At 67.4% G+C, this 24,857-nt stretch carries 33 protein-coding genes; 16 read left to right on the top strand and 17 right to left on the bottom strand.

The features are described from left to right. Positions 1–891 precede the first annotated feature (891 nt). From DEI94_RS16600 to DEI94_RS16620, 5 genes are all read left to right on the top strand, one after another. Positions 892–1,338, top strand: a complete 447-nt coding sequence (locus tag DEI94_RS16600) for a hypothetical protein (RefSeq protein ID WP_111025524.1) — start codon at positions 892–894, stop codon at positions 1,336–1,338. Positions 1,339–1,522: 184 nt separating this feature from the next. After that, positions 1,523–2,353, top strand: a complete 831-nt coding sequence (locus DEI94_RS16605; RefSeq protein ID WP_111025525.1) for a hypothetical protein — start codon at positions 1,523–1,525, stop codon at positions 2,351–2,353. Between the two features lie 36 nt (positions 2,354–2,389). After that, positions 2,390–2,680, top strand: a complete 291-nt coding sequence (locus DEI94_RS16610; protein WP_146249400.1) for a hypothetical protein — start codon at positions 2,390–2,392, stop codon at positions 2,678–2,680. Positions 2,681–2,759: 79 nt separating this feature from the next. Beyond that, positions 2,760–3,008: a hypothetical protein gene (locus DEI94_RS16615; protein ID WP_111025527.1), complete on the top strand. Its 249-nt coding sequence runs from the start codon at positions 2,760–2,762 to the stop codon at positions 3,006–3,008. Positions 3,009–3,082: 74 nt separating this feature from the next. Further along, a complete protein-coding gene (locus DEI94_RS16620) occupies positions 3,083–3,640 on the top strand; it encodes a hypothetical protein (RefSeq protein WP_111025528.1) in 558 nt (185 codons plus the stop codon). Between the two features lie 176 nt (positions 3,641–3,816). Here the strand turns inward: DEI94_RS16620 and DEI94_RS16625 are convergent, their stop codons facing one another. Beyond that, on the bottom strand, positions 3,817–4,122 hold the full coding sequence (locus tag DEI94_RS16625; RefSeq protein ID WP_146249401.1) for a hypothetical protein: 306 nt from the start codon (positions 4,120–4,122) through the stop codon (positions 3,817–3,819). Between the two features lie 137 nt (positions 4,123–4,259). Here DEI94_RS16625 and DEI94_RS16630 point away from each other — a divergent pair, with 137 nt between their 5' ends. The 4 genes from DEI94_RS16630 to DEI94_RS16645 all read left to right on the top strand — a co-directional run bounded on the left by DEI94_RS16630 (position 4,260) and on the right by DEI94_RS16645 (position 5,969). After that, a complete protein-coding gene (locus DEI94_RS16630) occupies positions 4,260–4,568 on the top strand; it encodes a DUF7882 family protein (RefSeq protein WP_111025530.1) in 309 nt (102 codons plus the stop codon). A gap of 327 nt (positions 4,569–4,895) precedes the next feature. Then, on the top strand, positions 4,896–5,489 hold the full coding sequence (locus DEI94_RS16635; protein ID WP_146249402.1) for a VanZ family protein: 594 nt from the start codon (positions 4,896–4,898) through the stop codon (positions 5,487–5,489). Between the two features lie 143 nt (positions 5,490–5,632). Next, positions 5,633–5,773 carry a hypothetical protein gene (locus tag DEI94_RS16640; protein ID WP_181441694.1) on the top strand — a complete coding sequence of 47 codons (141 nt, stop codon included), beginning with the start codon at positions 5,633–5,635 and terminating at the stop codon, positions 5,771–5,773. A 28-nt stretch (positions 5,774–5,801) separates the two neighbouring features. Beyond that, a complete protein-coding gene (locus DEI94_RS16645; protein ID WP_181441695.1) occupies positions 5,802–5,969 on the top strand; it encodes a hypothetical protein in 168 nt (55 codons plus the stop codon). Positions 5,970–5,973: 4 nt separating this feature from the next. Here the strand turns inward: DEI94_RS16645 and DEI94_RS16650 are convergent, their stop codons facing one another. Continuing rightward, a complete protein-coding gene (locus DEI94_RS16650; RefSeq protein ID WP_220038757.1) occupies positions 5,974–6,423 on the bottom strand; it encodes a hydrolase in 450 nt (149 codons plus the stop codon). A 128-nt stretch (positions 6,424–6,551) separates the two neighbouring features. Here DEI94_RS16650 and DEI94_RS16655 point away from each other — a divergent pair, with 128 nt between their 5' ends. Next, positions 6,552–7,229, top strand: a complete 678-nt coding sequence (locus DEI94_RS16655; protein WP_111025533.1) for a ribonuclease FAU-1 family protein — start codon at positions 6,552–6,554, stop codon at positions 7,227–7,229. A 61-nt stretch (positions 7,230–7,290) separates the two neighbouring features. On the opposite strand, the gene DEI94_RS16660 is transcribed toward DEI94_RS16655, so the two are convergent. The 4 genes from DEI94_RS16660 to DEI94_RS16680 form a co-directional block, all read right to left on the bottom strand. Beyond that, a complete protein-coding gene (locus tag DEI94_RS16660; protein WP_111025534.1) occupies positions 7,291–8,046 on the bottom strand; it encodes a metallophosphoesterase family protein in 756 nt (251 codons plus the stop codon). Positions 8,047–8,116: 70 nt separating this feature from the next. Then, entirely contained in the window at positions 8,117–9,211 is a 1,095-nt protein-coding gene (locus tag DEI94_RS16665) for a glycosyltransferase (protein WP_284183764.1), read from the bottom strand. 224 nt (positions 9,212–9,435) lie between these two features. Continuing rightward, on the bottom strand, positions 9,436–10,005 hold the full coding sequence (locus DEI94_RS16675; protein ID WP_111025536.1) for a hypothetical protein: 570 nt from the start codon (positions 10,003–10,005) through the stop codon (positions 9,436–9,438). 174 nt (positions 10,006–10,179) lie between these two features. Then, entirely contained in the window at positions 10,180–10,785 is a 606-nt protein-coding gene (locus tag DEI94_RS16680) for a hypothetical protein (protein WP_284183765.1), read from the bottom strand. A gap of 41 nt (positions 10,786–10,826) precedes the next feature. On the opposite strand from DEI94_RS16680, the gene DEI94_RS16685 reads away from it, so the two are divergent. Beyond that, a complete protein-coding gene (locus DEI94_RS16685) occupies positions 10,827–12,203 on the top strand; it encodes a hypothetical protein (RefSeq protein WP_146249405.1) in 1,377 nt (458 codons plus the stop codon). 484 nt (positions 12,204–12,687) lie between these two features. On the opposite strand, the gene DEI94_RS16690 is transcribed toward DEI94_RS16685, so the two are convergent. The 5 genes from DEI94_RS16690 to DEI94_RS16710 all read right to left on the bottom strand — a co-directional run bounded on the left by DEI94_RS16690 (position 12,688) and on the right by DEI94_RS16710 (position 15,475). Next, complete coding sequence (locus DEI94_RS16690) at positions 12,688–13,155, bottom strand: hypothetical protein (RefSeq protein WP_111025539.1); 468 nt, start codon at positions 13,153–13,155, stop codon at positions 12,688–12,690. A 310-nt stretch (positions 13,156–13,465) separates the two neighbouring features. Further along, positions 13,466–13,993 carry a hypothetical protein gene (locus tag DEI94_RS16695; protein ID WP_111025540.1) on the bottom strand — a complete coding sequence of 176 codons (528 nt, stop codon included), beginning with the start codon at positions 13,991–13,993 and terminating at the stop codon, positions 13,466–13,468. A 166-nt stretch (positions 13,994–14,159) separates the two neighbouring features. Then, positions 14,160–14,402: a hypothetical protein gene (locus tag DEI94_RS16700; RefSeq protein ID WP_111025541.1), complete on the bottom strand. Its 243-nt coding sequence runs from the start codon at positions 14,400–14,402 to the stop codon at positions 14,160–14,162. A 154-nt stretch (positions 14,403–14,556) separates the two neighbouring features. After that, positions 14,557–14,904 carry a hypothetical protein gene (locus DEI94_RS16705; RefSeq protein WP_146249406.1) on the bottom strand — a complete coding sequence of 116 codons (348 nt, stop codon included), beginning with the start codon at positions 14,902–14,904 and terminating at the stop codon, positions 14,557–14,559. A 67-nt stretch (positions 14,905–14,971) separates the two neighbouring features. Continuing rightward, on the bottom strand, positions 14,972–15,475 hold the full coding sequence (locus tag DEI94_RS16710) for a hypothetical protein (RefSeq protein WP_181441697.1): 504 nt from the start codon (positions 15,473–15,475) through the stop codon (positions 14,972–14,974). Between the two features lie 120 nt (positions 15,476–15,595). Between DEI94_RS16710 and DEI94_RS16715 the strand changes: the two genes are divergently transcribed. Beyond that, positions 15,596–16,225: a uracil-DNA glycosylase gene (locus tag DEI94_RS16715; RefSeq protein WP_181441698.1), complete on the top strand. Its 630-nt coding sequence runs from the start codon at positions 15,596–15,598 to the stop codon at positions 16,223–16,225. A gap of 362 nt (positions 16,226–16,587) precedes the next feature. On the opposite strand, the gene DEI94_RS16720 is transcribed toward DEI94_RS16715, so the two are convergent. From DEI94_RS16720 to DEI94_RS16730, 3 genes are read right to left on the bottom strand one after another with little or no spacing between them, the layout of a single operon-like run. After that, a complete protein-coding gene (locus tag DEI94_RS16720; protein WP_349815172.1) occupies positions 16,588–17,394 on the bottom strand; it encodes a phosphotransferase in 807 nt (268 codons plus the stop codon). A gap of 57 nt (positions 17,395–17,451) precedes the next feature. After that, positions 17,452–17,787 carry a hypothetical protein gene (locus DEI94_RS16725; protein ID WP_111025546.1) on the bottom strand — a complete coding sequence of 112 codons (336 nt, stop codon included), beginning with the start codon at positions 17,785–17,787 and terminating at the stop codon, positions 17,452–17,454. A 59-nt stretch (positions 17,788–17,846) separates the two neighbouring features. Next, positions 17,847–18,290 (bottom strand): GNAT family N-acetyltransferase, encoded by a 444-nt coding sequence (locus DEI94_RS16730; RefSeq protein ID WP_111025547.1) that lies wholly within the window; start codon positions 18,288–18,290, stop codon positions 17,847–17,849. A 443-nt stretch (positions 18,291–18,733) separates the two neighbouring features. Here DEI94_RS16730 and DEI94_RS16735 point away from each other — a divergent pair, with 443 nt between their 5' ends. After that, positions 18,734–19,159 carry a hypothetical protein gene (locus DEI94_RS16735; protein WP_111025548.1) on the top strand — a complete coding sequence of 142 codons (426 nt, stop codon included), beginning with the start codon at positions 18,734–18,736 and terminating at the stop codon, positions 19,157–19,159. A 146-nt stretch (positions 19,160–19,305) separates the two neighbouring features. Here the strand turns inward: DEI94_RS16735 and DEI94_RS16740 are convergent, their stop codons facing one another. The 3 genes from DEI94_RS16740 to DEI94_RS16750 form a co-directional block, all read right to left on the bottom strand. Then, the gene (locus DEI94_RS16740) at positions 19,306–19,527 is read right to left on the bottom strand and encodes a DUF2188 domain-containing protein (protein WP_111025549.1); all 222 of its coding nucleotides are present in this window, start codon (positions 19,525–19,527) and stop codon (positions 19,306–19,308) included. A 324-nt stretch (positions 19,528–19,851) separates the two neighbouring features. Continuing rightward, on the bottom strand, positions 19,852–20,457 hold the full coding sequence (locus tag DEI94_RS16745; protein ID WP_111025550.1) for a hypothetical protein: 606 nt from the start codon (positions 20,455–20,457) through the stop codon (positions 19,852–19,854). Between the two features lie 632 nt (positions 20,458–21,089). Then, positions 21,090–22,409 carry a hypothetical protein gene (locus DEI94_RS16750; protein ID WP_284183766.1) on the bottom strand — a complete coding sequence of 440 codons (1,320 nt, stop codon included), beginning with the start codon at positions 22,407–22,409 and terminating at the stop codon, positions 21,090–21,092. A 192-nt stretch (positions 22,410–22,601) separates the two neighbouring features. On the opposite strand from DEI94_RS16750, the gene DEI94_RS16755 reads away from it, so the two are divergent. The 3 genes from DEI94_RS16755 (at position 22,602) to DEI94_RS16765 (ending at position 24,852) form a co-directional block, all read left to right on the top strand. Further along, positions 22,602–23,102 (top strand): hypothetical protein, encoded by a 501-nt coding sequence (locus tag DEI94_RS16755; protein ID WP_111025552.1) that lies wholly within the window; start codon positions 22,602–22,604, stop codon positions 23,100–23,102. Positions 23,103–23,295: 193 nt separating this feature from the next. After that, entirely contained in the window at positions 23,296–23,730 is a 435-nt protein-coding gene (locus DEI94_RS16760) for a DUF2510 domain-containing protein (RefSeq protein WP_111025553.1), read from the top strand. Between the two features lie 105 nt (positions 23,731–23,835). Next, positions 23,836–24,852 (top strand): HipA domain-containing protein, encoded by a 1,017-nt coding sequence (locus tag DEI94_RS16765; RefSeq protein ID WP_111025554.1) that lies wholly within the window; start codon positions 23,836–23,838, stop codon positions 24,850–24,852. Positions 24,853–24,857 lie beyond the last annotated feature (5 nt).

Raw genomic sequence — 24,857 nt, forward strand, 5'->3', positions numbered from 1 at the left:
ACAGCGCCCCGACACCCGTCACGGTGTCGCTCGAACCGACCACACACCGCCCACACCCCGCCCACCACACCGTGCACCGCGCGCCGCAGGCGCTCGCGACCGAGGAACGAGGGAGCGACACCAACCCCCAACCACGTCAGAACGCCACCAGCACAGAACCATCCGCTACGACGACGCACCGGACACGCCCCGCCCACGCCACGCAGCACGAGCCCGAACCGACCACGAACCAGCATCACGTCGCAGACGTTCCGAGCGACCCGCAGGGGAGCGCGAGCGAGGAACGAGCGAGCACGAGGGAGGAGGAACGACGACCGAGTCGACACCGTGCAGCGAGCCTGCCGAGCACACATCGGTGACGCCGGTCGCAGCGCAGCGGAGACCGGACAAGCCACCACCACGCACCCACGTCGAAGACACCCCGGCAGCGCCCGCTGGGAGCGCAGCCGACAGCGGGACACGACCACACACCGCAGACGAGACGAACACGAGACGGCAACACCGGGGACGCGCCAGCGGACCCGGACCAGAGTCCGACCCGCCCGACGCCCCAGCCGCCACCACGTGAACGTCCCGCCCGCCGCCCGCGACGAAGTCGCGGGCGCACACACCACCGCTCCTGATCATGACCGGTCACAACGGGCCTACGTGTCCCAGGTGTTGGGTCCGCTCGAAGGGATGTCTCGTCTCAGGCGAGGACTCGCGAAGCGAGGCCGAAGCTCTCTAGATCATGCGTTCCCAGCCGGCAAGCCAAAACCGGACACGGCTACCGCCGCCCCGGGACACAGCGCGTCCCACCCAGCGCCACACCCGCGCCGCCGACCGGCGGGACACTCCAGGCCGCCCGGGCGCTGCTGTCCGCCCATAGAGTGAGCAACCGGGGGAGGACCCATGAGACAACGACCGCGACCGCGGACAACGCGAGCGCTCGCCATCAGCGTCGCAGCGCTCACGCTCCTCGGCATCACAGGCTGCGCGGACCTCCCGGACCTCACAGACCTGCAGACCACACACCTGGCGCGAAACGAGATGTTCGGCACCTGGACATCGCACCATGCAGGCTCCATCACCTTCGACCCGGATGGTGTCGCCCGCATCCGGAACGTCCCACTCCGCGGACTCACCTCCAAAGAAAGCGACCCATCCACCCCAACCAGCCGCACGAGCCGCTGGACACTGCAGCGGAACAACGGCATCGAAGAAGTCACCATCTGCTTCATCAGCCACCGTTACGCGGACTGCACCGCAAACGTTCGCGGCCCACGCGGCCACCGCGAACTCGACCTCATCGTCGGCGACCCCGACAGCGACGACTGGTACCGATACCACCGAACGTGACCGAGCAGGGGAGGACCAAGGGGTACCGACCGCGACCGCGGACAACCCGGCTGCTTAGCCTCGGCGTCGCCGCGGACGCGCTGCTCACCATCGCAAGCTGCTAGTAGGGCGCGCCGGACCTATCCCCTTCCGACGCACTGGAAAGGCGCGCGGCGAAGTCGGGCTGCCCCGGTACCGTCGGCTCATGCGCGACGAGACTGACCCGGGCGTCACTGCCGCGGAGCTGCAGGCACTGTACGACCGGGCTTCGTTGGAGGCTTCCGCTCGCGGGCTGCGGGTGCTGCTGGCTGAGACGAAGGAACCGGAGGTGCTCTTCCTGGCGCCGAACGTGCCCCTCGACGACGCGCTCGATGTCGCGGTTGCGGGCGGGGCAACGTGGGTGACCGTCCGGGAGGAGTACTTCGATGCGGTGGAGTTCCTCGACGGGGCCGGCGAGGTGCCGACGAGTATCCGGAACGCTGCCGGCGGCCACGACGGGGACCGAACCGGGATACAGGTGCGCTGGGTCAGCGCCGGCACCTCGTACGCGTACTGGGCCCGTGCGACGTGGAACCGCGACCTTGCCGCGGAGCTTGAGGAGTGGCAGGAAGATGAGGACGAGCGGCGAGAGCGCGAGGACCGGGACCGGCGCACCCGCACCTGGGAGCTCATCCGCGCCGCGATCGACGACCCAGGTATCCGCGCTGCGAAGCCGGCGTCACGGAAGTCGCTCATCGAGGCGTTCATCAGAGCACGAGTCGACGACCCCGACCGCGATGTCGCCGCCGCGTACGCCATGAAATTCGCGCCCCAGCGCGTGGCGGAGGAATGGCGAGAGGCATACGCACTGCTGGACCAGACGGCGGCTATCTTCATCACTGACCTCCGCGAACAGGAGGAGTGGCAGCAGGTGAAGTGGAACACCGCCGTACGACGCGACGTACTTCGCCGCTTCGCGACCAGCCGCACCGGCGGATGGGCGCCAACGGACACATGGGTGAAGGAGGTGGACCGTCAATCCCGACCGCCACAATAGGGCGGCCAAAAGCGACGCCAGCGGTAACCTCAGCACATGAGCGACATGTTCCCGCCGCCGGGTACTCCGGGTTCCCCGATTCCTCCGGCGTGGGACCCGTCCCAGGACATGCTGTTACAGCAGCAGCAGCAGCGCCACGTCGAGGAGCAGCAGCGTCGTCTCCGTCAGGCGCAGGAGGACCCGAACTCCACACCGGGCCTCGCTCCGCGGAATGCGCCGCGTCGTTCGGTCGCTGGTGTTGTCGCCCTCGTTCTCGTGATCGTGGGGTTCATCGTCTGCGCTGCGGTCATCCTCGGCACTGCCCACAGCGAGGGTCTGCCCGGTTAGGTCCGGCGGCAGACTGATGCTGGCCGCAAGCCGTCCGCCGGCCCCGGTCGGTGCTTCTGTTCCCAGTAGGCTGCCGCCTGTGGGCAGCAGCTCGGTGATGCGTCGTATCGCGGTGGCGATGATGCTGGTCGCAGTTGCCGGAGCCCTCGTCGCCCTCTCGCACTCCGCTGGGTCACTGCGAGGCGCGCTGGATGTCGCCGCGATGCTGATCGCCGTCGCGGGATTCCTGCTGTCGCTGATGACATTCCTGGCGCAGAGTCGGCGTCTCCGGCAGCAGAACGCGGCGCACCGGGGAACGCTCGAGCAGCTACAGCAGCAGCGCTCGTAGCCGGAGCGCCTTGACCGCGCCGGTTCCGCTCATAGGTGTTCCGGCACCTGTTCCCGCTTGAAAGGACGACGTCGATGTACGACCCCGCTGACGCTGCAGCTGACCTGCAGACGGCCGCAAACGCGTGGGACGGCGTGTTCTCCCCGTCGATGACGTTCGCGCCCGCCGGCGATGACGCGACCCGGTACTCGTTCACGTTCACCATCGACGACGAACAGCAGCAGCGCATCGTCGTCGTCGGCAACGCTGATGTGTTCGTCGTCTCCGCGCCGACGTCGTACCGGACACTCCTCGCCGCCGCGGAAGCAACAACCTCGGCGGAGTTCACCGCAGCAGTCCTCGACCTCGCGCGGCCCGGCGCAGACCGCGCCGACCTCCTCCTCCTGGGCCTCGACGGCGGCGACGTCGTCTACATCGACGAAGTCGTCATCCCCCAACTGCCGGAACGGTTCCTCGGCCCCGCACTCACCGCCATCATCGACGCGCTCACCAACGACGACGGAACACTCCTGCTCACCAACCCCGGCGAGTGGACCACCAGCAACCAGCAGGTCAAACAGGAACAGGCCGCCCTGCACGGCTTCGAACAGTGGGGTGACACCAACACCTGGACGTACTTCGTCGAGGACTGACGAGCATGTCAGCGGCAGCGTGACGTCCCGGGCCCCTCAACCAGGAGTGTCGCCTCGGACCGCACCACACACGGCGCCGCCGTCACCCCGCTTGAAGGTCGTCGCGGCGATGCAGGAGCGGGCGAACCTCCGGTCGCGGCGCGCAGAAGCCGGTCGTCGTCGCCGCGGGATGCCGCTCAGTGCGAGCGAGGTAGCGGGTGCTGCTCCCCGTGACCTCGGTAGGCGTCAAAATCGGGGACGTCGAACGGCTTGCTGAGGTCGCCGTCGTCGCGATCCTCTTCGGCAACGTCCTCAACCTCGAAAGTGATCGGGACGCCCGGGGTGACGACGACGTCGAGGCCGCGGTTCCCGTACAGGGTGACGCGCACCACGTCTGCGCCGGCACGGTCCGCGTCCACAACCGCCGCTTCGAGCGTGGCCGCGTCCTGCCCCTGCGCCAGCGGGTAGGAGGTCCCGTCGACGTTCATTGTGACTCGACGCACACCGTGCTCCATTTCTCAGCGGATCCCGAGTATCGTGACCATTAACTCACATGGCGCAGGACCCACTCCCAGCTACCGGGTGATTCCAGAAACGGCGCTGCACACGAACCATTCATTCGGCGGCCAACGAGGTTGTCATGGGTTCAATCAGTTACGACGGCATGGTGGTGGTGGTCGACGACCGCACCCTGACGCACCTGCAGATCGTCATCGTCAACAAGCTTCGCCGCGGCGAGGGTTTCCTGATGTCCTGGAAAGATACCGTTGATGTCGGATCGGGTCGCAGTTCAATCTGGCTGCACCCCTACGTGCTGGTGTACTTCAAATTCGACGGCAGCCGGATTCCCGCGATTAACGAACGATGGCTGCAGGAACTGACGGACTCTGCGCAGAGCTCGCGGGGGTTGATTGTCACCAGCGAGACCGGCGATGCGCCTGAATTGTGACCCAAGCCGAAGCCCGGCCGCAGCAGCACCGAGATAACCTCCACCGGCACGCCCAAACCGCAGCCCGCGCCCCGCACCAGCGAGCAGCGTCCCGCAGCCCCTAGGTGGTGATGTGATGACGGGCGCCGGGCGCCGCAGACGGCCTGCTGCGACCCAAGGCGCTCGTGAGGCCGGGGTGACCAGCAAGCAGTCGTGGACAGCGGGTAGGCGGATGTGCTCGCTGTACAGCCTCGCCCGGCCCAACCATCCTCGGCGCTTCCAAGTAGCCGCGCGAGCGAGTGCACGGGTGCCGCGGATTGCGTGAGCGTGGCCGATACCCTGCCGTCTGTGATTCCCGCCTTCCCCGTGCTCATCCCTGCCGCTGTCGTCATCTGGGGGCTGCTGGTGTGGCGGCTGCGGCGCGCGGAACGACTCACCGTTCCGCGCCTGGTCACCGCCGCGGTCGCATGCATGTTCGGAGTCGTGCTACGTCGGTCGGTGCTGTTTCCGTACCCGGTCGTCGTCGGCGCAGGGCGGGCAACGCTTCCACCATGGCCGGTGTTCGTACAGCTCATCCCCGTGGCGACTGTGCCACGCGACCCATCGGGCATGATCCTCAACGTCGTCCTGTTCGTCCCGATCGGCGTGCTGCTGCCATTCCTCGTCAGAGGATCGGCCCTTCGACTCGGAACCGTCGCCCTCCTGCTCAGCGTGACAATCGAACTCGTCCAGCTCATCGGCGACATGACCATCAGCACCGGAAGAGTCGCCGACATCGACGACATCATCGGGAACACCGTCGGGGCTCTCATCGGCATCGGCTTCATCCGCCTCCTCGCCCGCGCCCCACAGGTTGCCCGTCTCGCGGCGCTATTCAGCTGGCAACGGGAGAACACGGACACTCCGGTGCTGGGGACGCGGCGTAAGAAGCTCGCAGGTTGAAGGTCACTTTCCGAACGTGTAGCACCGGTGTCGCGGACAAGACGGGTTGCCGTCACTACCGTGACACCAGCAGGTCCCGAGCCCTTCCTTCTCACCGAGGAGGGCCGGTCCCGGATCAGGCACCCGAAGCCACGAGGGGAATCATGCACGCCGTCATCACCATCGTGCTTGTGCTCGCACTGAGCTCAGTTTTCGCCCTTACCTCCTGGATGCGCAGCAAGAACGGGCCGCTGAAGAAGTACCGACGCGACTACCGCCAGGAACACGACAGCAACAGCCGCTGACCGGCTCCCGGAAGCGGATGGAAAACGCATGTCACGGAACGCTTCGACGGCACTCATCGTCGTCGGAATCGTTCTGCTGCTCGGCGGAATCGTCGACCTGGTTACCGACGGCCCCAATAAGGCTGACCTCGGGTACGGCGCGCTCGTGTTCGGCGCAGTGTTCGCCATCCTCGGCACTTTCCGCCGCAGACACTGAGTCGTCAGTGCGCACCATCTGCGGGGACGCGAATGGCCCCGACAACTGCTCGGTAGCGCTGTCGGTGGGAGAAGTCCGACCACTGCCAGAGCGTTGGTCTTCCGACCTCCGCGCTGAGATGCAGCAGCCCAGTCGGCATCGCCACGGCTACGTGCGCTCCCCTGGCGTCGCTCGTTCCGTTGAAGAGGACGAGGTCGAGGGGCTCAACCGCAGCGATCGGCGGGTGCTCGAGCATTAAGTCATTCCAGAGCTCATCCGAGCGATGCGCTGGCACGGTCAGGTTGAACAAACCGAGAACGGCGTAGGCAAAGCGTTGACAGTTCGCACCGACCGTCAGTGGCGGGAAGCGCGTTGCTTGCGGATGGGCGCTCGCGAGCCATCGGCAGGCGAACACCCAGTCCGGCCACCCTCCAGCCGGAACGAGCTCACCAATCTCTTCAGGCGAAAGCTTCATGGCCCGATTCCACCACCCCGAGCGGGAGCGCGGAAGGACAGCAGCGGCCCTCGATCAGGTGCTGCCTATCCTGCGGTAATAGGACGTCGGCGGGGCGGCTGTTCGACACGGCGTGGCAGCATACGGTGATGAGCGACGCTATGCGGCCGGACACGAAGGCCGAACCGTTCCTGCCTGGTGCGTCCGTGGTGCTCCGAAGCTTGCAAACGTTTGGGGAGCGCGGCGAAGCGGTCGCGTTCGCTGTCGCCGGTCGTGTTCTCGTGGACGACGACGACCTCGCGGTCGTTGCAAGTCCTCTCGGGTCTGCCGTACGCCGTCGAGCGGGGGTCGGTAGTGGTCCGAATGGTCGGCTCGTCCTGCCCGAGGATTGGGACGGCGACTACCTGGACGACGTCTGGTCCGGTGCACCGGTTGTTCGGGTCCATCAGAAGGGTCAGCCGTGGTCAGTTTGGCGTTGGCACGACGGATCCGACTGGCTGCCCGACTGGTACATTAATCTTGAGTTGCCTTGGTGTCGCACGCACATCGGCTTCGACAGCCAGGACTGTACACTTGACGTCATTGCGTCAACTGGCCCGGATGGCGCTTGGTCGGTCCGTTATAAGGACGAGGACGAACTGGCGTTTTACGTCAAGACCGGCCACGTATCCAAGGAAAAGCGGACAAGCATCGAACGCGCCGGTGGTGACGCGACAGCCGCCGCACTCGCACGCGCCTTCCCCTTCGACGCGGACTGGTCTCAGTGGGAACCCTCACCCGCGTGGGCCACGGTAAGAGTGCCCGAGGGGTGGAGCGAGGTTTTGTAGGTACGCGCTAGGTCGGGTCGTCGGACGGCTCACCAGTACATGTCAGGACTTCGCCCTACGCCTAGCGGCCGTCGCGGGGGCCGAACGCAGCAAGTGCGTCGGCGTCGCTTGCCGGATGCCGCACCGCGTCTTCGAGCCACGCCGCTACACCGGGCATCGTGGATGAGGCGGTAACTTCGCGGATGAGGTCGTCGGCGTCGATGGCTGTCCTGCTGAGAGTGACGGATCCGCCGTCGAGCACAGCCCAGTGCGCGCCGGCCTGGCCGTACGGAAGTCCTACGCTTCCGGGGTTGACGACCAGGCGCCGGTCCACGACCCGGGCGAAGGGCATGTGGGTGTGACCACAGACCACCGTCCGAACGTCCGACGCTAGGTCGCGGTGAATCTCCCGCCACCGGTCGATTCGACTGTCGACCAGGACTACCTCGTCGTCGCTGCGGGGCGTCGCGTGTGAGAAGAACACGTGCCCGAACCCGTCGATGTCGATGGTCGCGCTCTCGGGCATGGTGTCGAGAAGGGCCTGGTGTGAGGCGGTGAGCTGTGTTGCCCCCCACGCAGACACGGGGTCATCGTCGAGGCCGACGTCGATACCGCGGGACATGGAGAGCAGTTCCCGGTCGGCGTTACCGCGGATCAGGACGGCGCGCTCCCCAAGCGCGGTGAGGCGGTCGAGGACCTGCGCGGGTTGGGGTCCCCACGTGTGATCGCCGGTGACGACAATCAGCTCGGCGCTCAGCACGGCGGCCTCGTTCAGCACTCGCTCGAGCGCGGGCAGCATGCCGTGAATGTCGGAGAGGACGGCGACGCGGGAGACCATGACGACACCTTGCCATCCGAGCCCGACTACCGACGTCCGCTCCCATCAAGGGACGGCGAGGTGACCCGCGTCAGAGTAGCGACGCTTGTATCTCCGCGACGACGTCGGCCGGAGCTGGTAGACGGAGCGTGGCGGCGCGGAGAGCGGCCGTTCGTTCACGCGCCCCGACGTCCGCTCCGACCCGTGTGATGGCTGCTGCTATCTCCGAGGGTGTGACTGAGATGGGGTTCAGTGTGACGCCGAGGCCGAGATCGTCCACCCGTTGCCCGGTGAAAGGCTGGTCAGCGCCCATCGGGAGCACGACCTGTGCGGCGCCGCCGAGGACCGAGTGCAGGAACAGTCCGCTCCCGCCGTGATGTACGACGGCGCCCGCTCGGGGGATCAGCGCGTCGAGGTCCACGAACCGTTCCACGCGGATGCGTTCCGGTTGCGGTCCGAAGCGTCCCGGGTTGACGTCGTTCCCCACGGCGAGGACCGCAGGCGCGTCTAGCAGGGCGAGCGCTGCGAGGATGCGGTCGAACAGGTCGCCTGATTCGGTGTTGAACTCGGTCCCCAGTGTCGCGACCACCGACCCGTTCGAGGCAGGGGACGTGCCAATGCTGGGTCGCATCCAGAGCGCGTTGGCGGGGGCGGGGAACAGCGGGTCCCGCATCCGTGGGGCGAACGGGACGACGAAGCGATTGCCATGCGGGCGGACTGGCCCTGAGAGGCCGAGCTCGTCGCCCAGCCGGCCGAGCGCCTGCACGAGTCGTGTGGGGCGTACCAGGGCGCCGGACGCGATCACCGCGACGACGACCGACGGAACTCCAGCATGCTGGGCCGCTGCGATGGCTCCTAAGTCCAGCTCGTCGCACACCAGGAGATCAGCACCAGGCAGCAGCTCGCGTACGGCCGAAGCCGACCGGAGTGCCGCAGCCCCCGCGAAGTGGTGCTCGATGACCTCGAGTTCGTGTTCAACGTCTAGGGGAGCTAGCGGCGCGATACCTCCCGAGGGGCCGCTTCGTCGATCCGCGCGAGCGGCAACGTTGCGGTACAGACCGGTCGGTGCTGCTGATATGGCTGATGTCCGACCGACGAGAGTGAGGTCGTGGCCGGCGTCGGCGAGCGCCCGATGTAACGGCAGTTGCGGAACCAGGTGGCCGGCGCCACCCACGAAGGAACACACGATCCGCACCCTGTGACGGTATCAACCGGCTGGCGCACTAGGGGCGTTATCCGGCCTCTGTGCTGGGCGACGTCACGAAGTACTTGAATGTGGGAGTCGATGAAGCCGAGCTTGCGGTAGAACCGGTGAGAGTCGAGGCGCGCAGCGTCGGAGGTGAGCTGCATCAGTGAAGCCCGAAGCGTCATTGCGGCGTCGTCCATCACCCAGCGCATCACAGCTGGACGTCAGTAGGAGGGCCGGATCCAGTCTGTCAGCCGCGCGAATCGCGCAGGCGGTAGGACTTCGTTATCCGCAGCCGGACGCACCCCGGACACGACGGTCGCCTCGCCGTGTTCGAAGCGCCGGCGGGCGATCCCGTCGTGCTTGTCCACGACGAGCGTGTTGCGGAACGCCGGGTCATCACGATGCTCGAACGTCACGAGGATGGAACGTGTCCCGACGTGTTGCACTAGTACGGGGGAGAAGCTCTCCGAGCCGCGACCCCACCACCGCAGCTGGTCCGGCGCCGCCATGCGAACAACACCGGTAGCCGCCAGACTGCGGTCAAACGGAAGCTCGACGTCCTCGTCTCCGTTGTGAAGCAAGCCATCGCTGTACGAGCTGTCCGGACCACCCGAACGAGCCAGTGTCCACCTCTGCTGGACCTCGTCGATGTCGATCCGGAACTGCCAGTGCTTGCCCGTAGGCATCTGATGCACACCGTCCAGAATGTAGCGGCCCGGCGTCCGGAGCTGAGCAAACTCCTCAGCCAGGGCAGGGCCATCGGACCGGTCGAGGACCTCGTCGAAGCGCACGACTCCATCGTGCACCGCCGCACTCCCATCGCCCCGCGTGGGAGGTCGTACCGGCACAGTTAGTCCGCCACCGTGGGTTCGTCGTATGCCGAAACGGCGCCGACTCTACCGCCCGATGCCCCGGTCCCCTCAACAGAGCGCTACGCGTACCGCCCATGGACTGAAGCTGCGCGGTCAGCGCGTCGGGCTCGGGTTTGGGTTCGGGTCAGACGGTTCCAGACCCTTCGACGCGCGGAAATCCCACAGGGGATGGTCGGGGCTCCCTACCCACTCCACGCCCACGTAGCAGCCCTCGTGCAGGTTCCCGGCGACATGCACCTGCAGATCCGGTGCCTTCGGGTCAACGTCGGCAGCAGGGTCGAACACGATGCGGGCCCGGGACGCCCACGGCTCGCACACCCGCCACGCCTCCGCGCCGGCCTTCGGGTCGTACGTCGCCGCCTTCATGAACAGCGCTCGGTCGTCACGTTTCAGCCCGTCGACGAGTTCGTGCTGCAGCTGCTGCGTCTGCGCGGCCGACGGGATACTGCCACGGGGCGGGTTGTCACGGTTCGCCTCCCAATCCCAGAAGGCGAGGCCCGCCGGCACGATGACGGCCGCGGAAAGCAGCCCCACGATGAGTCGCACCGCACCCCGACGCGCAGCCCGCGCCGATTCACCCATCTCCGACACCGCGACCCCCGATTCCACTTCACGCAAGAACGTCCCGATTCTCCCCGACCTGGCAGACGGTACGGCAGCCCCGAAACGAGGCCTGCCCTCTCTATGCCCGAAGGTCATCGGTCAGCATGCAAGCTCGTGGCCGCCGGTACCGTGGGGGTGTGACTGACGCTGATGCCGCCACTGTGCAAGCCGTGCATGACGTCTGGGATGGGCGGCTGCGGTTGGTGCACATCACCGTCGTCGATGAGGACGGTGACGGGTACCCGGTGTCGGACGTCGACCGGTGGGTCATCGAGGTGCGGGTTCCCGTGTCCGAGGACGAACAAGACGCGGTACCGGTTGCGCAGGTGACCGCGTTCACCGTCCAGGCGCCGGAGGACCTCAGCGACCTGGCGGAGTCGTTCCATCTCGCCGACGCTGCCGGAGACTACGCGTCCGCCGTCGCGGTCCACGACGCTGACGGCGGGTCATTCCTCAACGTGTTCGCCGGCGCCGCGACCGTGCTGGGGCTGCCGGACCTGCTCATCATCGACCAGATCCGCATCCCGCAGCCATACCGCACTCTCCCCGGCCTGATGCCAGCCATCATCTCCGCCGTCCGCGGCGGGCCCGCCGGACGAACCGCAGCGTTCGTGCTCACCGACCCAACCGTGTGGGGGTTCCACCCCAGCGACGACGAACTCAACCTGCCCGAGTTCGCGCAGTGGGCGGACACGTCCGTCCTCGTGTCAATGAACGCCGACCCTCGCCTAGCGATGCAGCTCACCGAAGAAGCGCTCTCCACTCCGACACCACCTGCGGGTGCCCGCTCCGACGACGTGTGGCTCGACGACATCGTCCAAGAAGCGATGACCCAGCCAGCCATCGGCGTCCCGTTCACCCTTCCACCAGCGCTGCCAACCGATGTGTGGGCCGCCGCGCCCGACGACATCCACGCCGTCACCGCCGACGACACCACCGGCACCGTCACCATCGAAACGCACGACACAACGTACGAAGTGGTGGGGATGCCCGGAAACGCGCCGCAACTCGTCGGCGCCGCAGCTGACGCCCCCGAAGCGACACAAGCATGGCTTCGCGCCGTCCATCAACGGTGGTGGCAATACGAACCGGACCTCCACAACCGGATCCACGACGTCATCAACGCCTACCTCGCCGGCACCCTCGACACCATCACCGCAGAAGAAACCCCACACCTGCACGTGCCGAACCTGCCCATCCCCATCGCACCATGGCCCACCCTCGGAACAGTGCAACTCGAACCAGCCGGAGAAGACACCGAACCGCAAGTCTTCGACGCCGTCCTCGAACACGGCGGCAGCCAGGAACACATCGGCGCTGTCACCGTCCACGAATCAGGACACGTGCAGGCGTTCCTTCACGACGAATGGCGACCCGACTACCCCGACCATGAACAAGCCGTCGCACACCTCCTCGCCGCCGGCGCCCGCGAATACCTCAGCGCCGTCCTCCACAACGAACTCTCCGCAGCCGTCGAACACGCCATCCTCACCGGCGACGTCCGCGGACACTGAACCGAAGGACGGCGCTGACCGGGGGCGGCGCAAACGGTGGGCGCCGTGGGACGGTTGACGCCGTACCTTCTTCGGCGCAGCATGGTGTCGGACGTGAGGGGCAGATATGAGGAAGCAGCGGCCGGATTCGGCACAGCCTTGGTGGCGCGGGTTCTGGCGCGACTTCTTCCACTCCTTCGACCAGGTGAGCTCCGCCGTCAGTCGGGGCGCGGACCGCTCGTTCGGAGTCGACGGGCGGCGTTCCGGTCAGCCAGACCGCTACCGTCGCTGACCGCGTCGCGGTCTCATGCCGGCTGCGTTCCACGGCGGATGCACGAACTCGTCGACGAACGAAGGTTTTCCGTCCCGGCAGTCGAGCGCCTCGTCCGCCGGACGAAGCGCCGCAACCTATCCGGTTGCGGAGTTAGCGTCACAGTTGCGCCGTCAGGCCCACAATGACGAGTGACCACCCTGGCGCGGGCGCGATCATCGGGACAATGCCTGGTCAGCGGGCGTCAGCGTCTGCTCGGCGCGCGATACCCCATTCGTGCAGGGCTGCGCGGTAATCGTCCTGAGGGCGAATGTGTTCCACAGCACGACGCTCGCTGTTCCAACGGACAATCCCCGCGGTGTGGAGGTGGTTCCACATGTCAAGTTCCGTTGCCAGCGTCCACGGCTGCGACGGGCGCACCGGCAGATTGAGGTGGTCCGCCACCGACGTGATGGTGAAGTCCTCACCCCCGTATAGGACCACTGGGAACCGGACGGCGATGAGGTCAGCGATGTCGACGTCGGGATGCTCGTCGACGTGACGCTGGTAGTCCCAGACCGGAATGTCCGGGCGGTCGGGCGTGGCCGGACCAGCAAGCGTTCCGCCCGCCTTCGCCGCCGAACCGGGTCGGTTGGCTTCGAGCTGAGCGAGGATCGTGAGGCGTTCATCCTCCGGCATGCCCTCAATGTCCATATCGAGCATCTTCGAGCCTCCGCCGTGAGACGGCAACTGTGCCGGACGACCACCAGCAGGTGAGCGGCAGTACGCTGCGATGCTCGCCGCCCACGCTTCGATCCGCGTCCACCAGCGTGGCGACCCCTGACCCCGAGGTCGCTTTATGAGCGGGGACGAGGGGAGTGGGTGCGTGCCCGACGTAACCCGAATACGTCGGGCACGCACCGTGCAGCGTCGTGTTCCTGAGCAACCCGAATGCTCGGCATCGCGACGGCGGCGGCCATCCTAAGACCTCCACCGGTGTGCCAGGTGGCGTCTCTGCTCAGGATGCGGTCCGCTACGCGTCGGCGGGCACCTGGATACGCTGGCGGTGGTCCTGCCGCCCGGGAAACAGTGCCTGAAGGGTGCCGACTTCCGCAGCCGTCGGCGCATCCTCGCCCTGCTCGAGGACGGCGACTCGTCCGCTCGGGAAGCCCGCCAGCACGTCGAGGCGTACCCGGGTGACATGCATCATGCGTCGCGCCGCCAACAGCTTCTGCGCCCACTGTTCCTGCAACTCGTGAATGGCAGCGTCCGGATCCGTCCGCGCGCTCCGAAGCATCCTGGCGAGATGCTGACCAGACACGGTCAGCGCCTCCTGCAGCTGCCTGGTGGACGCTACGTCCGCCGCTTCCAGCAGCGTCCGGTTCCGCGCAGCAATTGCCGCGACCCGGTTCAAGTCGAACGGGGGAATGATGCTCCGCCGGAAAGGCGTGAACCGGAGGAACCGAACCTGGGTCTGCTGACGTTCCAACCGGTCCAGCAGCATGGGCACCTGAGCCGGATCAGCCACCCGACCGCCGTGCCGCTCCGCGACCACCGTCACGCCGAAGTTCCTGACATCACATCGTCTCGGAAGAAGTCCTCATACCGCGGCCCGTCCGCAACGAAAGGCCCACGGCTGCGACGATACGACCCGATGCGCACCGGAGCGACCGTCGGCTCCGACTCATAGAACGACATGCCGCCCCTTATCCCCCTGGAAGATTGGTCTACTCCCGACCTGAACGCCGCCGCAACATCTGCTGCCGCAGCTTGCGGACGAACACCGACTCGAGGAACACCATCAACGCCAACGCAGCGACCGCGAACAGGACGTTCGCCGGCGGTTTCGCATGCACGAACACAATCACCGGCAACGCAACGGTCAACACTCCGCACACGACGACGTTGAACCACGCGCCGACCGCGCCACCAGGCGCATCCGGCAACCCGTCGAACCAGCCGTTCGACACAGCAGCTACCGTAGCCGCATTCTGATCAACCCGTGAGTGCTGATCATGTCCCGATCAACCTGGAAGCGTTGATTCTCACCACCGCCGTCGGGGGTGCAGGAGAAACGCCAGCCGTAACCGCATGACCTCGAGCGAATTCGTAGCCGACTCACCTTCACCGCGAGTCTCGGCGGCGCCGCGCTTCCTTCACCGGCTGCAGGGCGGCCCACAACTCCGCCTCGGTCCGCACGAGATGCTCCGGCATCGCCTTCGTCGGACGCCGACGCGTCCTCACCCCGGGGCGAAGCGCTCCCTCGAAATGCTCGATGGCGGCCAACACCATCCACGCGCCACTGGTGTGCCGCACACCCGGCCACAGCCGATCGAGCGTTTCCGCCAGCATCAACTCCCCAGCACGGTCACCCAAATCAGCGATGGTTTCCGCCGGCAGGTCCAGCAGCGGCTGCACCAACGCATCCTCCCCATACCACCACAAGAACCGCGCCACGGAGATCTGCGGCATCGTAACCACGATCCGACCCAATCCCATCCCCCTTCAACTCGGTCAACCTATCGGGGCAGCGAGAGAATCAGGGACGTCCTACCCCGTCCCACCATTCCAGCCCAGCATTGGTCAGGATGGTGTCGGCCTCAGTGCGACTGATGAGACCCTCGATGACGAACTGGCGAGCTGATCGTCGTGCTCCTCGATGCGCTCCGCTGACTCGCCGCTCGATGGCCGCTTCGGTCGCTGCTGGATCCTCGCAACGCTTCTGCTGCACACTGACGGTCGCGAGACCCTGCAAGTACCGCAGCCAGTAGCGCCGGTCCCATGCCTCCGAGTCCGCGTCGTACGCAGCAAGCTCCCGTTCCCACCATGCGAACGCCTTGTCGAACCGAGCCGCGTCGGCGCGCGTCGACGTGAGGAGGTGGTCGTTCAGCAGATGAGCACCCTGAAGAGCGAGCGGAGACCGCCATCCGCCCATCGCAGCATCGACCCAGTCGCGCAGTTCGTCATCGTCCACCTGTCGCGCACGCCGACGACGAATCATCTTGTCGACCTCATCCACCATCGGATCCCGCGATCCGGTCATGCGAACCGGGCAACTCCTCGGATGCTCATGCGACGACTATCCCACGGGCACGGGGCCCGGAGAAAACGGTCGGACGTCGAATGCTGCCACGGCGCCGCCGCCGGCCGATACGCTCCCGGCATGTTCCTTGACGCTCCCCGCGGGTTCCGCGACCCTGCCGTCGTCGCGGCGCGGATGGCGATGCTCAATCAGCCTCACGTCGCGCCGCTCGAGGCGTGGGCTCGCGACGTCGAACATCGACGCCGACCCCGGCAGGAGGACATCGTCATCCCGCACTTCGACCCGGCAGAAGCAGGCACCAGCGCACGGGTGCTGCTGCTCCTCGAAGCGCCGGGACCGAAGACCGTCCCAAAGTGGGGCGGATCCGGGTTCATCAGCGTCGACAACAACGACCCGACCGCCGAGAACGTCTGGCGCACCAGAGCAACCGTCGGTCTTCACAACGGATTCCTCGCCTGGAACATCATCCCGTGGGTGCTCGGCCGCGCCAGCGTCAAACCCACCCCGGCAGAACTCGCACAAGGAGCGGTGGAACTTCGCGGTCTCCTCCGTCTGCTGCCAGACCTCCGCGTCATCATCCTCGGCGGCCAGAAAGCCCAAGCCGGATGGGACACCCACCTCGACCTGCACCTCGGCGACCAGTACCGCATCCTCCGCACCGTTCACCCCGCCGGACAATCATTCGCGCAAGCCGGCGCACGAGAGAAGTTCGCTGCGACCCTGCAGCGCGCGGCGCAAGCCGTCGAATAGCGACTGGACCACGCCGCCTCGCGTGAGCGAAGTTGGGAGTGCCAGCACAGGTGTGCTAGGCGGCTGCGTTGACCCCAGAGCATGCGCCCGGCAGGGATCGCGGACGGGCAATACCGGACGTGGTGCGCGAGGAGCACTTCGTCGTCGGCCGGCTCTCGCTTGCCGCTGCATACACGGGGTTCACCCGTCATGACCGCTCACGCTCCGGTCAACTGGGCGGGACCGTCCGGCCACTCGCCGAAACACTCCAACGAGCCCTGGCCGACGAGCAACGACGCGGCGTGCACCGACCGCGGTCGGCCGGGCCCACCCAGGAGGAGGAGAACGCGGTCCTCGCGCAGCTGCAGTAAGCAGGACCGGCGTCAGGCGTCACCGGTGAGGGCCGCCGTCCACGCGCTCAGGTGCGCGGCGATGTATTCGCTCGCGGCCCACCAATGGGTGCCGTGACCGTTGTCGAACATCGACGCCCACGGTTCCCGGCCGCTCGCGTTCGCGTCGCGGAGCAGCGCCCACATCGCCGTGGCACGGTGAACCATGGTCATCGGCAGTGCCGCCCGGATGTCGTCGGTCGCGCCGTACCCGTCGACGAACCAGCGGAGCCGTTCCGCGGCCGACGAGACGGGCTGCCCTGCCTCCAACCCAGCGAAGGCCTGCGCGGAGTACGCGAGGTCCCAGAGCCGGGTGCTCGGACCAGCTCCATCCCAGTCGATGAACACCCACCGGTCGCCAAGCACGAGGTTCCACGGCGCGAGGTCGTTGTGGCACACGAGGTCGGCGCTCGTCGGCGGCGGAATCAGAACACCCCAGGCCGCCGTGTCCGAAGTGAAGCCGACGCTCCCGTCGTGGATGGACCGCACCATCCGTCCGACCCGCACCAGAGCTTCCGCGTCGAGCGGGCCGACGTGCATCGCGAGCTCGCCCGGCACATGCTCAAGCACCTGCCGCCCGCGGTCGTCGCGCCCCCGCCACGCGGGGACGTCGATGCCCTGGGCGCGGAGATGCGCCATGAACTGCGCGACCGACGGAGTGGAGTCGGACCAGGGCTTCCTGACAGTGTCACCCACACGCACCACCGCTTCGGATGCGTTACCGCCCGCCAGCGGAATCTCGGCGTCTTCCATCCGTGTAATGCTGCCAGCTCGGCACGCCGTCGCGGTACCAAGCGGCACGAGGACCCGGAACGAAAGTGCTTCAGTGCCATTGCATCAGGGCGGAGCGGGAGGAGGTCAATGCGAAGGGTCGCGCGCATTCTGGGCAAGCGCGTTGAGGACCGCCCGTCCGTTCTCGAGGAGCGCTCCCCGGGTGAAGTTGCTGCCGAGAAGCGCGGTGCTTGCGATGCTGCCCCCGTTGGTGGCTTCCGCGGTGACCTCGCTGCTCCCGTCGGGTCGGGCGGAGAACGTGAACCGGGTCGTCTCCGACCCGAGAGCGAAGTTGCTGCGACGGCCGACGAGAGCGCCGTCCGGCCGCACTTCGATGAGGGTTGCGCCGGCGACCGTCCTGACCGCTGCGCGGAGGAGCTCCGGAAGCGCGTCCACCGGCGCCGCAACGACGACCTTCGCCATGCCGTACCTCCTACCTGACGCAGCGTAGCGCCGCCGTGAGGAGCGCCAGGCCGGGACAGTCAGGGCCCGGGCGGGGTGAACCGGAGCACGTTCGTGTCCCGGCGGACGAATCCGACCTGCTCATACAGGCGAAGCGCGGACTCCCGCGACGGCCGCGACGTCAGGTCGAGCGTTCGAAGTCCGAGCGCCGTCGCCCGGTCCGTCATGTGCCGCAGCAGCAGCCCTGCGACACCGCGGCCGCGCATGCGCTCATCCACGACGACATCCTCGACATGGCCGCGCACACCGGACGGCAGCGGGAACACCACCAGCGTCGCCATCCCGACGATGCCGCCCTCGGACCGCACGACCAGCAGCTCCGTCGCGTCACAGCTGACCATCGTTTCCAGCCGCCGCCGGTCAAACACAGCCGTCGACGACAGCTGCCCGAGCAGCCCCGCCAGCGCGGCCGCGTCCCGGTCGTCAACGGCACTCAGAGACTCCACCACCAGCTGCTCCGCCATCCGACGACCGTATCGGAGGTGCGCCAAGCCGGCCGATGCTTCAGATGACGGGCGTCGCGGTGGCTCTGCTGTCAGCGCCGGTCACCTCCGTCGCCAGTTCGTAGGAACTCGACGTACGGGGTGGTCTCTTCCTCCTCAAGCGGCGGGTAGCCGCGGCGGAAGTCCTTCCTCGCTTGACGGAAGGTTCGGATGCGCGTCGGCGGCACTCCAGGCTGCGACTCGTACGACGTCATCATTTCTCCTCACTGTCGGACGGCGAGCGTAAAACGGAGACGGCAACCGTAGGAGCCCTTGACAGTGCGGCAGGTTTCGATGCAGCGGGAGCAGGACGCGAAGCTGAACGAACTAGGTGTTCCTCAGCCATTCGGTTGCGCTTACACTTCCGATCCGAGCGCGCGAGGGTTGCGCGCCGCAACAAGGCCGGGGGAGGGCCGATGACACTGATGAGCAGCACGTTCACGATGTCCGCAACGAGGGGGAGGAGCGGACGGCCCAAGCCGCGACGCATCGCCCGAGAGCAGAGCCGGCAGCCGCTGCAGCCCACGCTGTTCCACAAGGTCGCCGAGTGGACACGGGAGCCGACCCCAACCGACCGCGCGCGGCAGCGCCGAGTGTGGGTGGCGTTCGACGAAGGCGCAGTAGCGTTCGCGGAAGCGGACGACACCGGCAGCTACATGGGCGTGTGGTGCGCCGACGAATTCTGGAAGCACTTCGCCGACCGGCTCAACGACGACCACGTCAGATGGTTGACCCCGCTCCTGGCTCGATTCGCCACACGCCAGGACATCAAACAGGACCTGCTCCGCGAGTACGCCGCCCGCCACGACGGAGCCGAACCACCAACCGCGGTGCTGCCGCTCGCGGTGTGAGAGCCGAACGACGTCAGGGCTCGAGGGCGCCTGCGTCCTCCGGAGCGTAAGAAGCGGCCGCGAGCCCGAACAGCACCTCCGCGTCGGACCGAAGCAACGTCGCAGTCTGCACCTCATCCACGAGCGTCCCCGGTCCGTTCAGCGGCTCAGCCTCGGATGTTCCGCGGGTCGTGTCCGTAGGTGGACCGTTCGTGGATCTGCCCGTTCTCGTTGCGGATCATGTGCTCGACCTTGTCCGCTCGAGCGCGGTCCCGGCCGAGGGCGACAGCGTCCTGCTTGGTCGCTGCGACTCCGAACACCTCGTCGGTGCCTTCGACCTTGCTCTGCCACTGCCCGTTCTGGTGGTACGTCTCGATGTCGCCTCGCATGGCCCGAACCTACGACCGGAACGCCGTTGACGGCGTCAGGATGAGCAGATGGAGCCGCTGTGCTTACCTTGCTCACCGCCTGGAGAGATAGGTCAAGTCACCGTGACCCCAGTAACTAGGCGGGGAGTAGGGCCCATAGCCCCCTACTTACTTACTTACTTATATCCCTAGTAGATATGAGTGAGAGAGAGAAGGTATAGTTCGGGGCCCTATTTCCCCCTCATATATATCCTCCAGGGGTCTATACCCCTACCCCCGCACATCGAGGACGATGCCGAAAACGGAAAACCGCAGGTCAGAGCCGGTTTTCGTGACTTCCGGGGGTCAAGAGATGCATTTGCGGGCAAGACAGGTGCCGCGGCGCCCTGAGATCGGCACCCGTTCTGCGCCGTTGGGCCCCGAGTCAACCACGGTCTCGGGCTGGCGTCTCGCTGCCGCCAGTGCCGCTCGCAGGTCCGGCAACATGCTCGGGTCGGCCGCTGCGGCAGCGGTCAGCCCGTCCGGGGTCTCCGCGAGCTGGCTCTCGACGATGCCGTACGCCTTCACGGCGTTGAGGAACACCTGCTTGTCGGCGGTGGTCGCGAACCAGTACAGCTGCACCCGGACGCCCCGCAGCTGGCATGTGCCGTAGTCGGCGGCTCCGGGTACTGCCTCTGCTGACTTCGCGTAGCCGGTGCACCCGACCTTCACTGCGACGCTCGCGAGGTCGGCAGCCGCTGCGGCGTTCGAAGAAGCGTGAGCCGCCGCTGATGCCGCCGCGGCGGCCGACGCCTCCGCCGCGTTGGATGCCGATTCGGTTGGGGTGGCGGCGGCTCCCGGTGCTGTCGAACCGTGGACGAAGGCCGGGTCGCTATGGACTCCTGACGAGCATCCGACGAGGAGCCCCATCGACGCCATCGCGGCCACCACCATCGCTGCCGTTCGCTGCATCACAAGATCCTCATCCCGCTGCTGAGACATCCTTGCATGCGGTTGGCGGCGCTACCACCCGGCCCTGCGCTGACTCAACCGCTTGTTGAGTCAGCGCGTCCAAGCGCGCTCCGGGGCGCGGTATCTCCGTCGCCTGTTTCGGTTCCCGCATAGGTGGGCTCGAGGGCGACATCAGCGTTGCCCCGCCAGCATCGTCATCGGACAAGGACCCCACAATGAAGCTCCCCGCTACCGTTCCTAGGGAGTGCGCGTAAGTGAGTCGGTGACTCGGCTACGTTGCACGGTGTCGGCCGAACGGTGTTGCCGGCGAGGTTCCCCGTGGTCGGCGTGGCGGCCGTGCCCATCGTGTGGGGTTGGCGGCGGTGCCGCGGGGTTCCTCCGGGGTGCTCGCTTCCGCTGGCCGTGCTGGTCTGTCGGCTGGCCCGCCCGCGTCCTCTGTCGCGGTCGGGGTCCGGCAGGCTTGCGCCGTGCCTTGTAGGCGAGTCCTCGTCTGCCGATGACGACCGCGGCGGCCCGGTGACCGTCAACGGTGGCATCGAACGTTTCCTGTAGGGGTGTGAGCCAATGCTGCTTGCCCCATGCGCTGGTGTAGGCGCGGTCCACGGCGATGACCGCGAGACCGACGGTGGCGGTCATCCCGACCAGGCGTTGCTGGAACTTCCCGGTCGGGATACCTGCAACGGTGCGGCGGAACCGCTTGCCGCGTTTCCCGGACCCATCGTCTCTCGCCCGGTCGTCCGGGCGTCATCGAACCCGAGGTCCTCGATGCTGATGGACGCGCACCCGTGCTGCTGCGCGAGGTGAATCAGGGTGGAGATGGCGCGCCGAAGGTGCCCGTCGCGGGTGGGCGCGGGGAGCCCGTCGACGTCGAGATTGATGCGGACGGGGCGGCCGACGATGTTGCCGTGTACGTCGATGACCGCGGCGTCGAGGTGCCCACCGTTGACATCAACCCCGAGGGTCCGGGACTGCCGCAGCGCAGCGAGGGGGATGGTCGGGGCGGCGGGATACGCCCATGAGGGGTGCAGGTGCCAGCGGCCGCGGTCATCCCGGGTGATGTCGTACCGGACCGCCCGGTTCCCGGTGATGCGTTCGGCCCATTCGTTCCCGCGGTGCGTGGTGAAGGTCACCGGCACCGTCAGGCGCAGGTGCGTCATTCCGAGTTCGGAGACGAGGGCGGTAGGGACCTTCACCTCGACGAGCCCGTCAGGGGTGACCCGGATGGTTTCGTTCCCGCCGCGCTTACCGGCCTCCCCGTCCGCGGTGAGGAACATCCGCTCGTTCACCCACCGGGCGCCCCATTGCTCGCGGGTGAGCTGGGCAGCCTCTAGGTTCTGCCGGGCCCGCCACAACCGGCCAGAGCCCGACACGATGGTTGGACGCCCGGCCTCGAGGGCTGCGGACGCCGCGGTGAGCCGGTTCGTCAAGGCGGCCTTGCGGCGGGACTTCTGGAACCGCTCCGCCTGGGATGCGTAGCCGGACACCGGCTTCGCCCGCCGGTACGCACCCGGGGCGGACTCACCCACGGGAACCGCCATGCGCGCGCCGATGACGTCGGTGGCCTGGCGGAGCATCTGCACTTCGGCGACAAGACCCCGGATGCCGAGGTGGTAGGAGTCGATGGCAGTGCGGATCAACGCTCCCGCCCACCGAGACGACGTCCCTGCGGTCAGGCGGCGCTTCTCCGTCGCCCGCCATGTGGCCTGGTCCTCCGCCGACAATCGTCCCAGACGGACCCGGGATGCCAACGTCTGCCGGTACTGGCCCCCAAGGAAGACCGCGACCCGCTCCAACGCCGCCGTCTCTGCCGTTGACAGGTGCAGTCGGGTTTTCGTGCGAACCCCGGTCGGGGTCGCGACCACGAACGGGTCATTCAGGACCCGCAAGCCCGACTTCGTTCGACCGGCAGCGGGCGAAGCAGTAGGTGAAGCAGCAGCGGTGCGACGAGGCATCCAGCACGCTCCTTCCTCACCAATCCGACGCGGTCATTACCCTTATGCGCGGACCAGACAGCATTCCGGCGACCACCGACATGCGGCCGAACACTCACTCGATCACGCTTCCTCGCCGTAGGACGTCCCCACCGCGCAACAGCCCCGACCCCCTACCTCCGTTCGCACCGTGGTGCGCAGGCCGCTGCCGATGTGAAGGTCGGCCTCCAGGAGTTCGAGGCGGCTCTCATCCGCCGGCAGCGCCGCGGCGAGTACGCGCCGTCGTTCAACATCGACAAGACGATGAGCAGCGCGGAGTTCGTTCTGTGGTTCATCGTCCGCGGCGGCAAGTCCACGGTGCGGCACTTCCCGGTCCGGGACGACGACGGGCGCCTGAGCATCGAGAAGGGCCTCATCGGCCACGACACGTTGCACCTCCCGAACGACGCGCTCGAGCACCACTTCATCGTCACCGGCATCAACGCGTACTACGAGGTCGTCGTCTGGGCGGACACGTCCGAGACCAACCCGCAGGTCCACGCGGTGGCCACCATCGTTGGCGCGGACGATGGCGACGGCGTGGACGCGGACCTGGTCCGCGAGCTCGAGGTGTTCAACATCCGCCTGCAGGACTACATCAATCACGCGCCCGCCCTGCGCCCGAAGGCGACGCCGGTGTGCGCGTCCTGGCGACACCAGACGCGAGCGGCGTAGCTGACAACGCCGGCAGCGCCGAACACCTCAGCCTGCCATCCGCCGTGCAAGCGCCCCGTGCCCGTGACGGGGCGCTTGCCGCGTCAGGGCACCACCACCATCGCCATGACCCGCGCCGTCCTCCTCTGCCCCCACAGAGCTTTCACGGCGCGCACCGCATAAGCGGCACCGGCGACCCCGTAGCCTGACGCCCATGGACCTCGAGCCCGGCTGGTACGACGACGCCGAGCCCTGGTACGTCCGCTACTGGGACGGCGCCGCATGGGGCCGCCGGCAGCCGCGGTACCCGACCGCCCCCGACGCGCAACCCACCGCACCCGCGCCACAGCCGGTTCAGCACGCAGGGGCCAAAGCCATCACTGCCACAGCCGTCGCCGCTCTGTTCGCCCTCAACGATGTCGCCGTGCTCCCCATCGGCTACTCGCCGCTGAACACCACCACCTGGGCGCTCTTGTCCGGCATCGCCCTCCCAGTCGGGACCATCGCTGCGGTACTGCTCCTGCTGTACGTCCGAACGCTCCACCTTGAATGGGCCACCGGCATCGCCATCAGCATCGGCATCGTCATGGTCCTCTCACTTCCCCTCGGGATGCTCATCTCGAGCCTGCTGAATCCACTGTGGAACTGAGGCGGCCCCCGCACCCACGCGCAGCGCCGGCGCCGACTGCAGCACGAGCGGCCGGTCCGCCCATAGAAGAGTCGCCCGCAGACCATCCCCTGTTCAGAAGGAACCGTGACCGAGGAGCATCCCGACGTCGTGACGCTCACCGCGTACCCCCACGGCCGTCGCGTCGGCGTGTTCGAGGAGACCGCCGGGTCGCACACCTTCACGTACGACGACGCGTGGCTGCAGCACTCCGGCGAGCAGACGTTCACCGTGTCACTGCCGAAGACACGTCGGACGCACGCGGGGGAGCCGGTCCGTGCGTACCTGCAGGGGATGCTGCCGGATGACACCCGCGTCACCGACCGGTGGGCGCGTCAGTTCCGGACTTCGGCTTCGCCGCTGAGCTTGCTGCGGCACGTCGGCGCCGACACCGCCGGAGCGGTCCAGTTCGCTGACGACCACGGCAGCAACCTCACCATCGCCGGTGGACTCCACCCAGTTTCGGACAGCGACATCGCAGCCCACCTCCGCGCCCTCCACGCCGACCCCGCCGGGTGGGCGTTCCCCGAGTCGGAGTTCACCCTCGCAGGGTTCCAACCGAAGTTCGCGCTCCGCCGCACCGCCACCGGCTGGGCCGTCCCGTGGGGTGCGGAACCATCTACCGACATCATCAAGCCCGGCATCACCGGTCTGGCCGGGCAGGCGATGGTGGAGCACCGCACCCAGCGTGCAGCACGCCTGGTCGGCCTTCCCGCCGCGGTCACCACCGTGGAGGTGTTCGACGGGATCCCCGTCCTCGTCGTCGAGCGGTTCGACCGCACTGTAACTGCGGACGGACACGTCGAGCGGGTGCACCAGGAGGACCTCATGCAGGCGCTCGGCCGCGACCCGGAGACCAAGTACCAGGGTGACGGCGGCCCCGGCGTCCACACCGCTGCGGACGTCATCAGAACCGCGTGCGGAGCCGACGCTGCGAACACCGCCGTCAAGGACTTCTTCAAAGCGGTCGCGTTCCACTGGGTGACGGTCAGCACCGACGCACACGCGAAGAACTACTCCCTCCTCCACGCCCCTGCAGGCAGTCGCCTCGCGCCGATGTACGACGCTGCGTCCGCGCTTCCGTACCCGGACATCCGCGGCTGACATCC

The sequence above is a fragment of the Curtobacterium sp. MCBD17_040 genome (assembly GCF_003234805.2).
Classification (GTDB): domain Bacteria; phylum Actinomycetota; class Actinomycetes; order Actinomycetales; family Microbacteriaceae; genus Curtobacterium.

What these genes read in the sequence shown, in the direction of transcription:
- DEI94_RS16600 (WP_111025524.1), top strand. Translation starts at nt 892, where the DNA reads ATGAGACAACGACCGCGACCGCGGACAACGCGAGCGCTCGCCATCAGC.
- DEI94_RS16605 (WP_111025525.1), top strand. Translation starts at nt 1,523, where the DNA reads ATGCGCGACGAGACTGACCCGGGCGTCACTGCCGCGGAGCTGCAGGCA.
- DEI94_RS16610 (WP_146249400.1), top strand. Translation starts at nt 2,390, where the DNA reads ATGAGCGACATGTTCCCGCCGCCGGGTACTCCGGGTTCCCCGATTCCT.
- DEI94_RS16620 (WP_111025528.1), top strand. Translation starts at nt 3,083, where the DNA reads ATGTACGACCCCGCTGACGCTGCAGCTGACCTGCAGACGGCCGCAAAC.
- DEI94_RS16630 (WP_111025530.1), top strand. Translation starts at nt 4,260, where the DNA reads ATGGGTTCAATCAGTTACGACGGCATGGTGGTGGTGGTCGACGACCGC.
- DEI94_RS16640 (WP_181441694.1), top strand. Translation starts at nt 5,633, where the DNA reads ATGCACGCCGTCATCACCATCGTGCTTGTGCTCGCACTGAGCTCAGTT.
- DEI94_RS16645 (WP_181441695.1), top strand. Translation starts at nt 5,802, where the DNA reads ATGTCACGGAACGCTTCGACGGCACTCATCGTCGTCGGAATCGTTCTG.
- DEI94_RS16650 (WP_220038757.1), bottom strand. Translation starts at nt 6,423, where the DNA reads ATGAAGCTTTCGCCTGAAGAGATTGGTGAGCTCGTTCCGGCTGGAGGG.
- DEI94_RS16655 (WP_111025533.1), top strand. Translation starts at nt 6,552, where the DNA reads ATGAGCGACGCTATGCGGCCGGACACGAAGGCCGAACCGTTCCTGCCT.
- DEI94_RS16660 (WP_111025534.1), bottom strand. Translation starts at nt 8,046, where the DNA reads ATGGTCTCCCGCGTCGCCGTCCTCTCCGACATTCACGGCATGCTGCCC.
- DEI94_RS16680 (WP_284183765.1), bottom strand. Translation starts at nt 10,785, where the DNA reads ATGACCTTCGGGCATAGAGAGGGCAGGCCTCGTTTCGGGGCTGCCGTA.
- DEI94_RS16690 (WP_111025539.1), bottom strand. Translation starts at nt 13,155, where the DNA reads ATGCTCGATATGGACATTGAGGGCATGCCGGAGGATGAACGCCTCACG.
- DEI94_RS16705 (WP_146249406.1), bottom strand. Translation starts at nt 14,904, where the DNA reads ATGCCGCAGATCTCCGTGGCGCGGTTCTTGTGGTGGTATGGGGAGGAT.
- DEI94_RS16710 (WP_181441697.1), bottom strand. Translation starts at nt 15,475, where the DNA reads ATGACCGGATCGCGGGATCCGATGGTGGATGAGGTCGACAAGATGATT.
- DEI94_RS16715 (WP_181441698.1), top strand. Translation starts at nt 15,596, where the DNA reads ATGTTCCTTGACGCTCCCCGCGGGTTCCGCGACCCTGCCGTCGTCGCG.
- DEI94_RS16725 (WP_111025546.1), bottom strand. Translation starts at nt 17,787, where the DNA reads ATGGCGAAGGTCGTCGTTGCGGCGCCGGTGGACGCGCTTCCGGAGCTC.
- DEI94_RS16730 (WP_111025547.1), bottom strand. Translation starts at nt 18,290, where the DNA reads ATGGCGGAGCAGCTGGTGGTGGAGTCTCTGAGTGCCGTTGACGACCGG.
- DEI94_RS16735 (WP_111025548.1), top strand. Translation starts at nt 18,734, where the DNA reads ATGAGCAGCACGTTCACGATGTCCGCAACGAGGGGGAGGAGCGGACGG.
- DEI94_RS16740 (WP_111025549.1), bottom strand. Translation starts at nt 19,527, where the DNA reads ATGCGAGGCGACATCGAGACGTACCACCAGAACGGGCAGTGGCAGAGC.
- DEI94_RS16745 (WP_111025550.1), bottom strand. Translation starts at nt 20,457, where the DNA reads ATGCAGCGAACGGCAGCGATGGTGGTGGCCGCGATGGCGTCGATGGGG.
- DEI94_RS16750 (WP_284183766.1), bottom strand. Translation starts at nt 22,409, where the DNA reads ATGCCTCGTCGCACCGCTGCTGCTTCACCTACTGCTTCGCCCGCTGCC.
- DEI94_RS16760 (WP_111025553.1), top strand. Translation starts at nt 23,296, where the DNA reads ATGGACCTCGAGCCCGGCTGGTACGACGACGCCGAGCCCTGGTACGTC.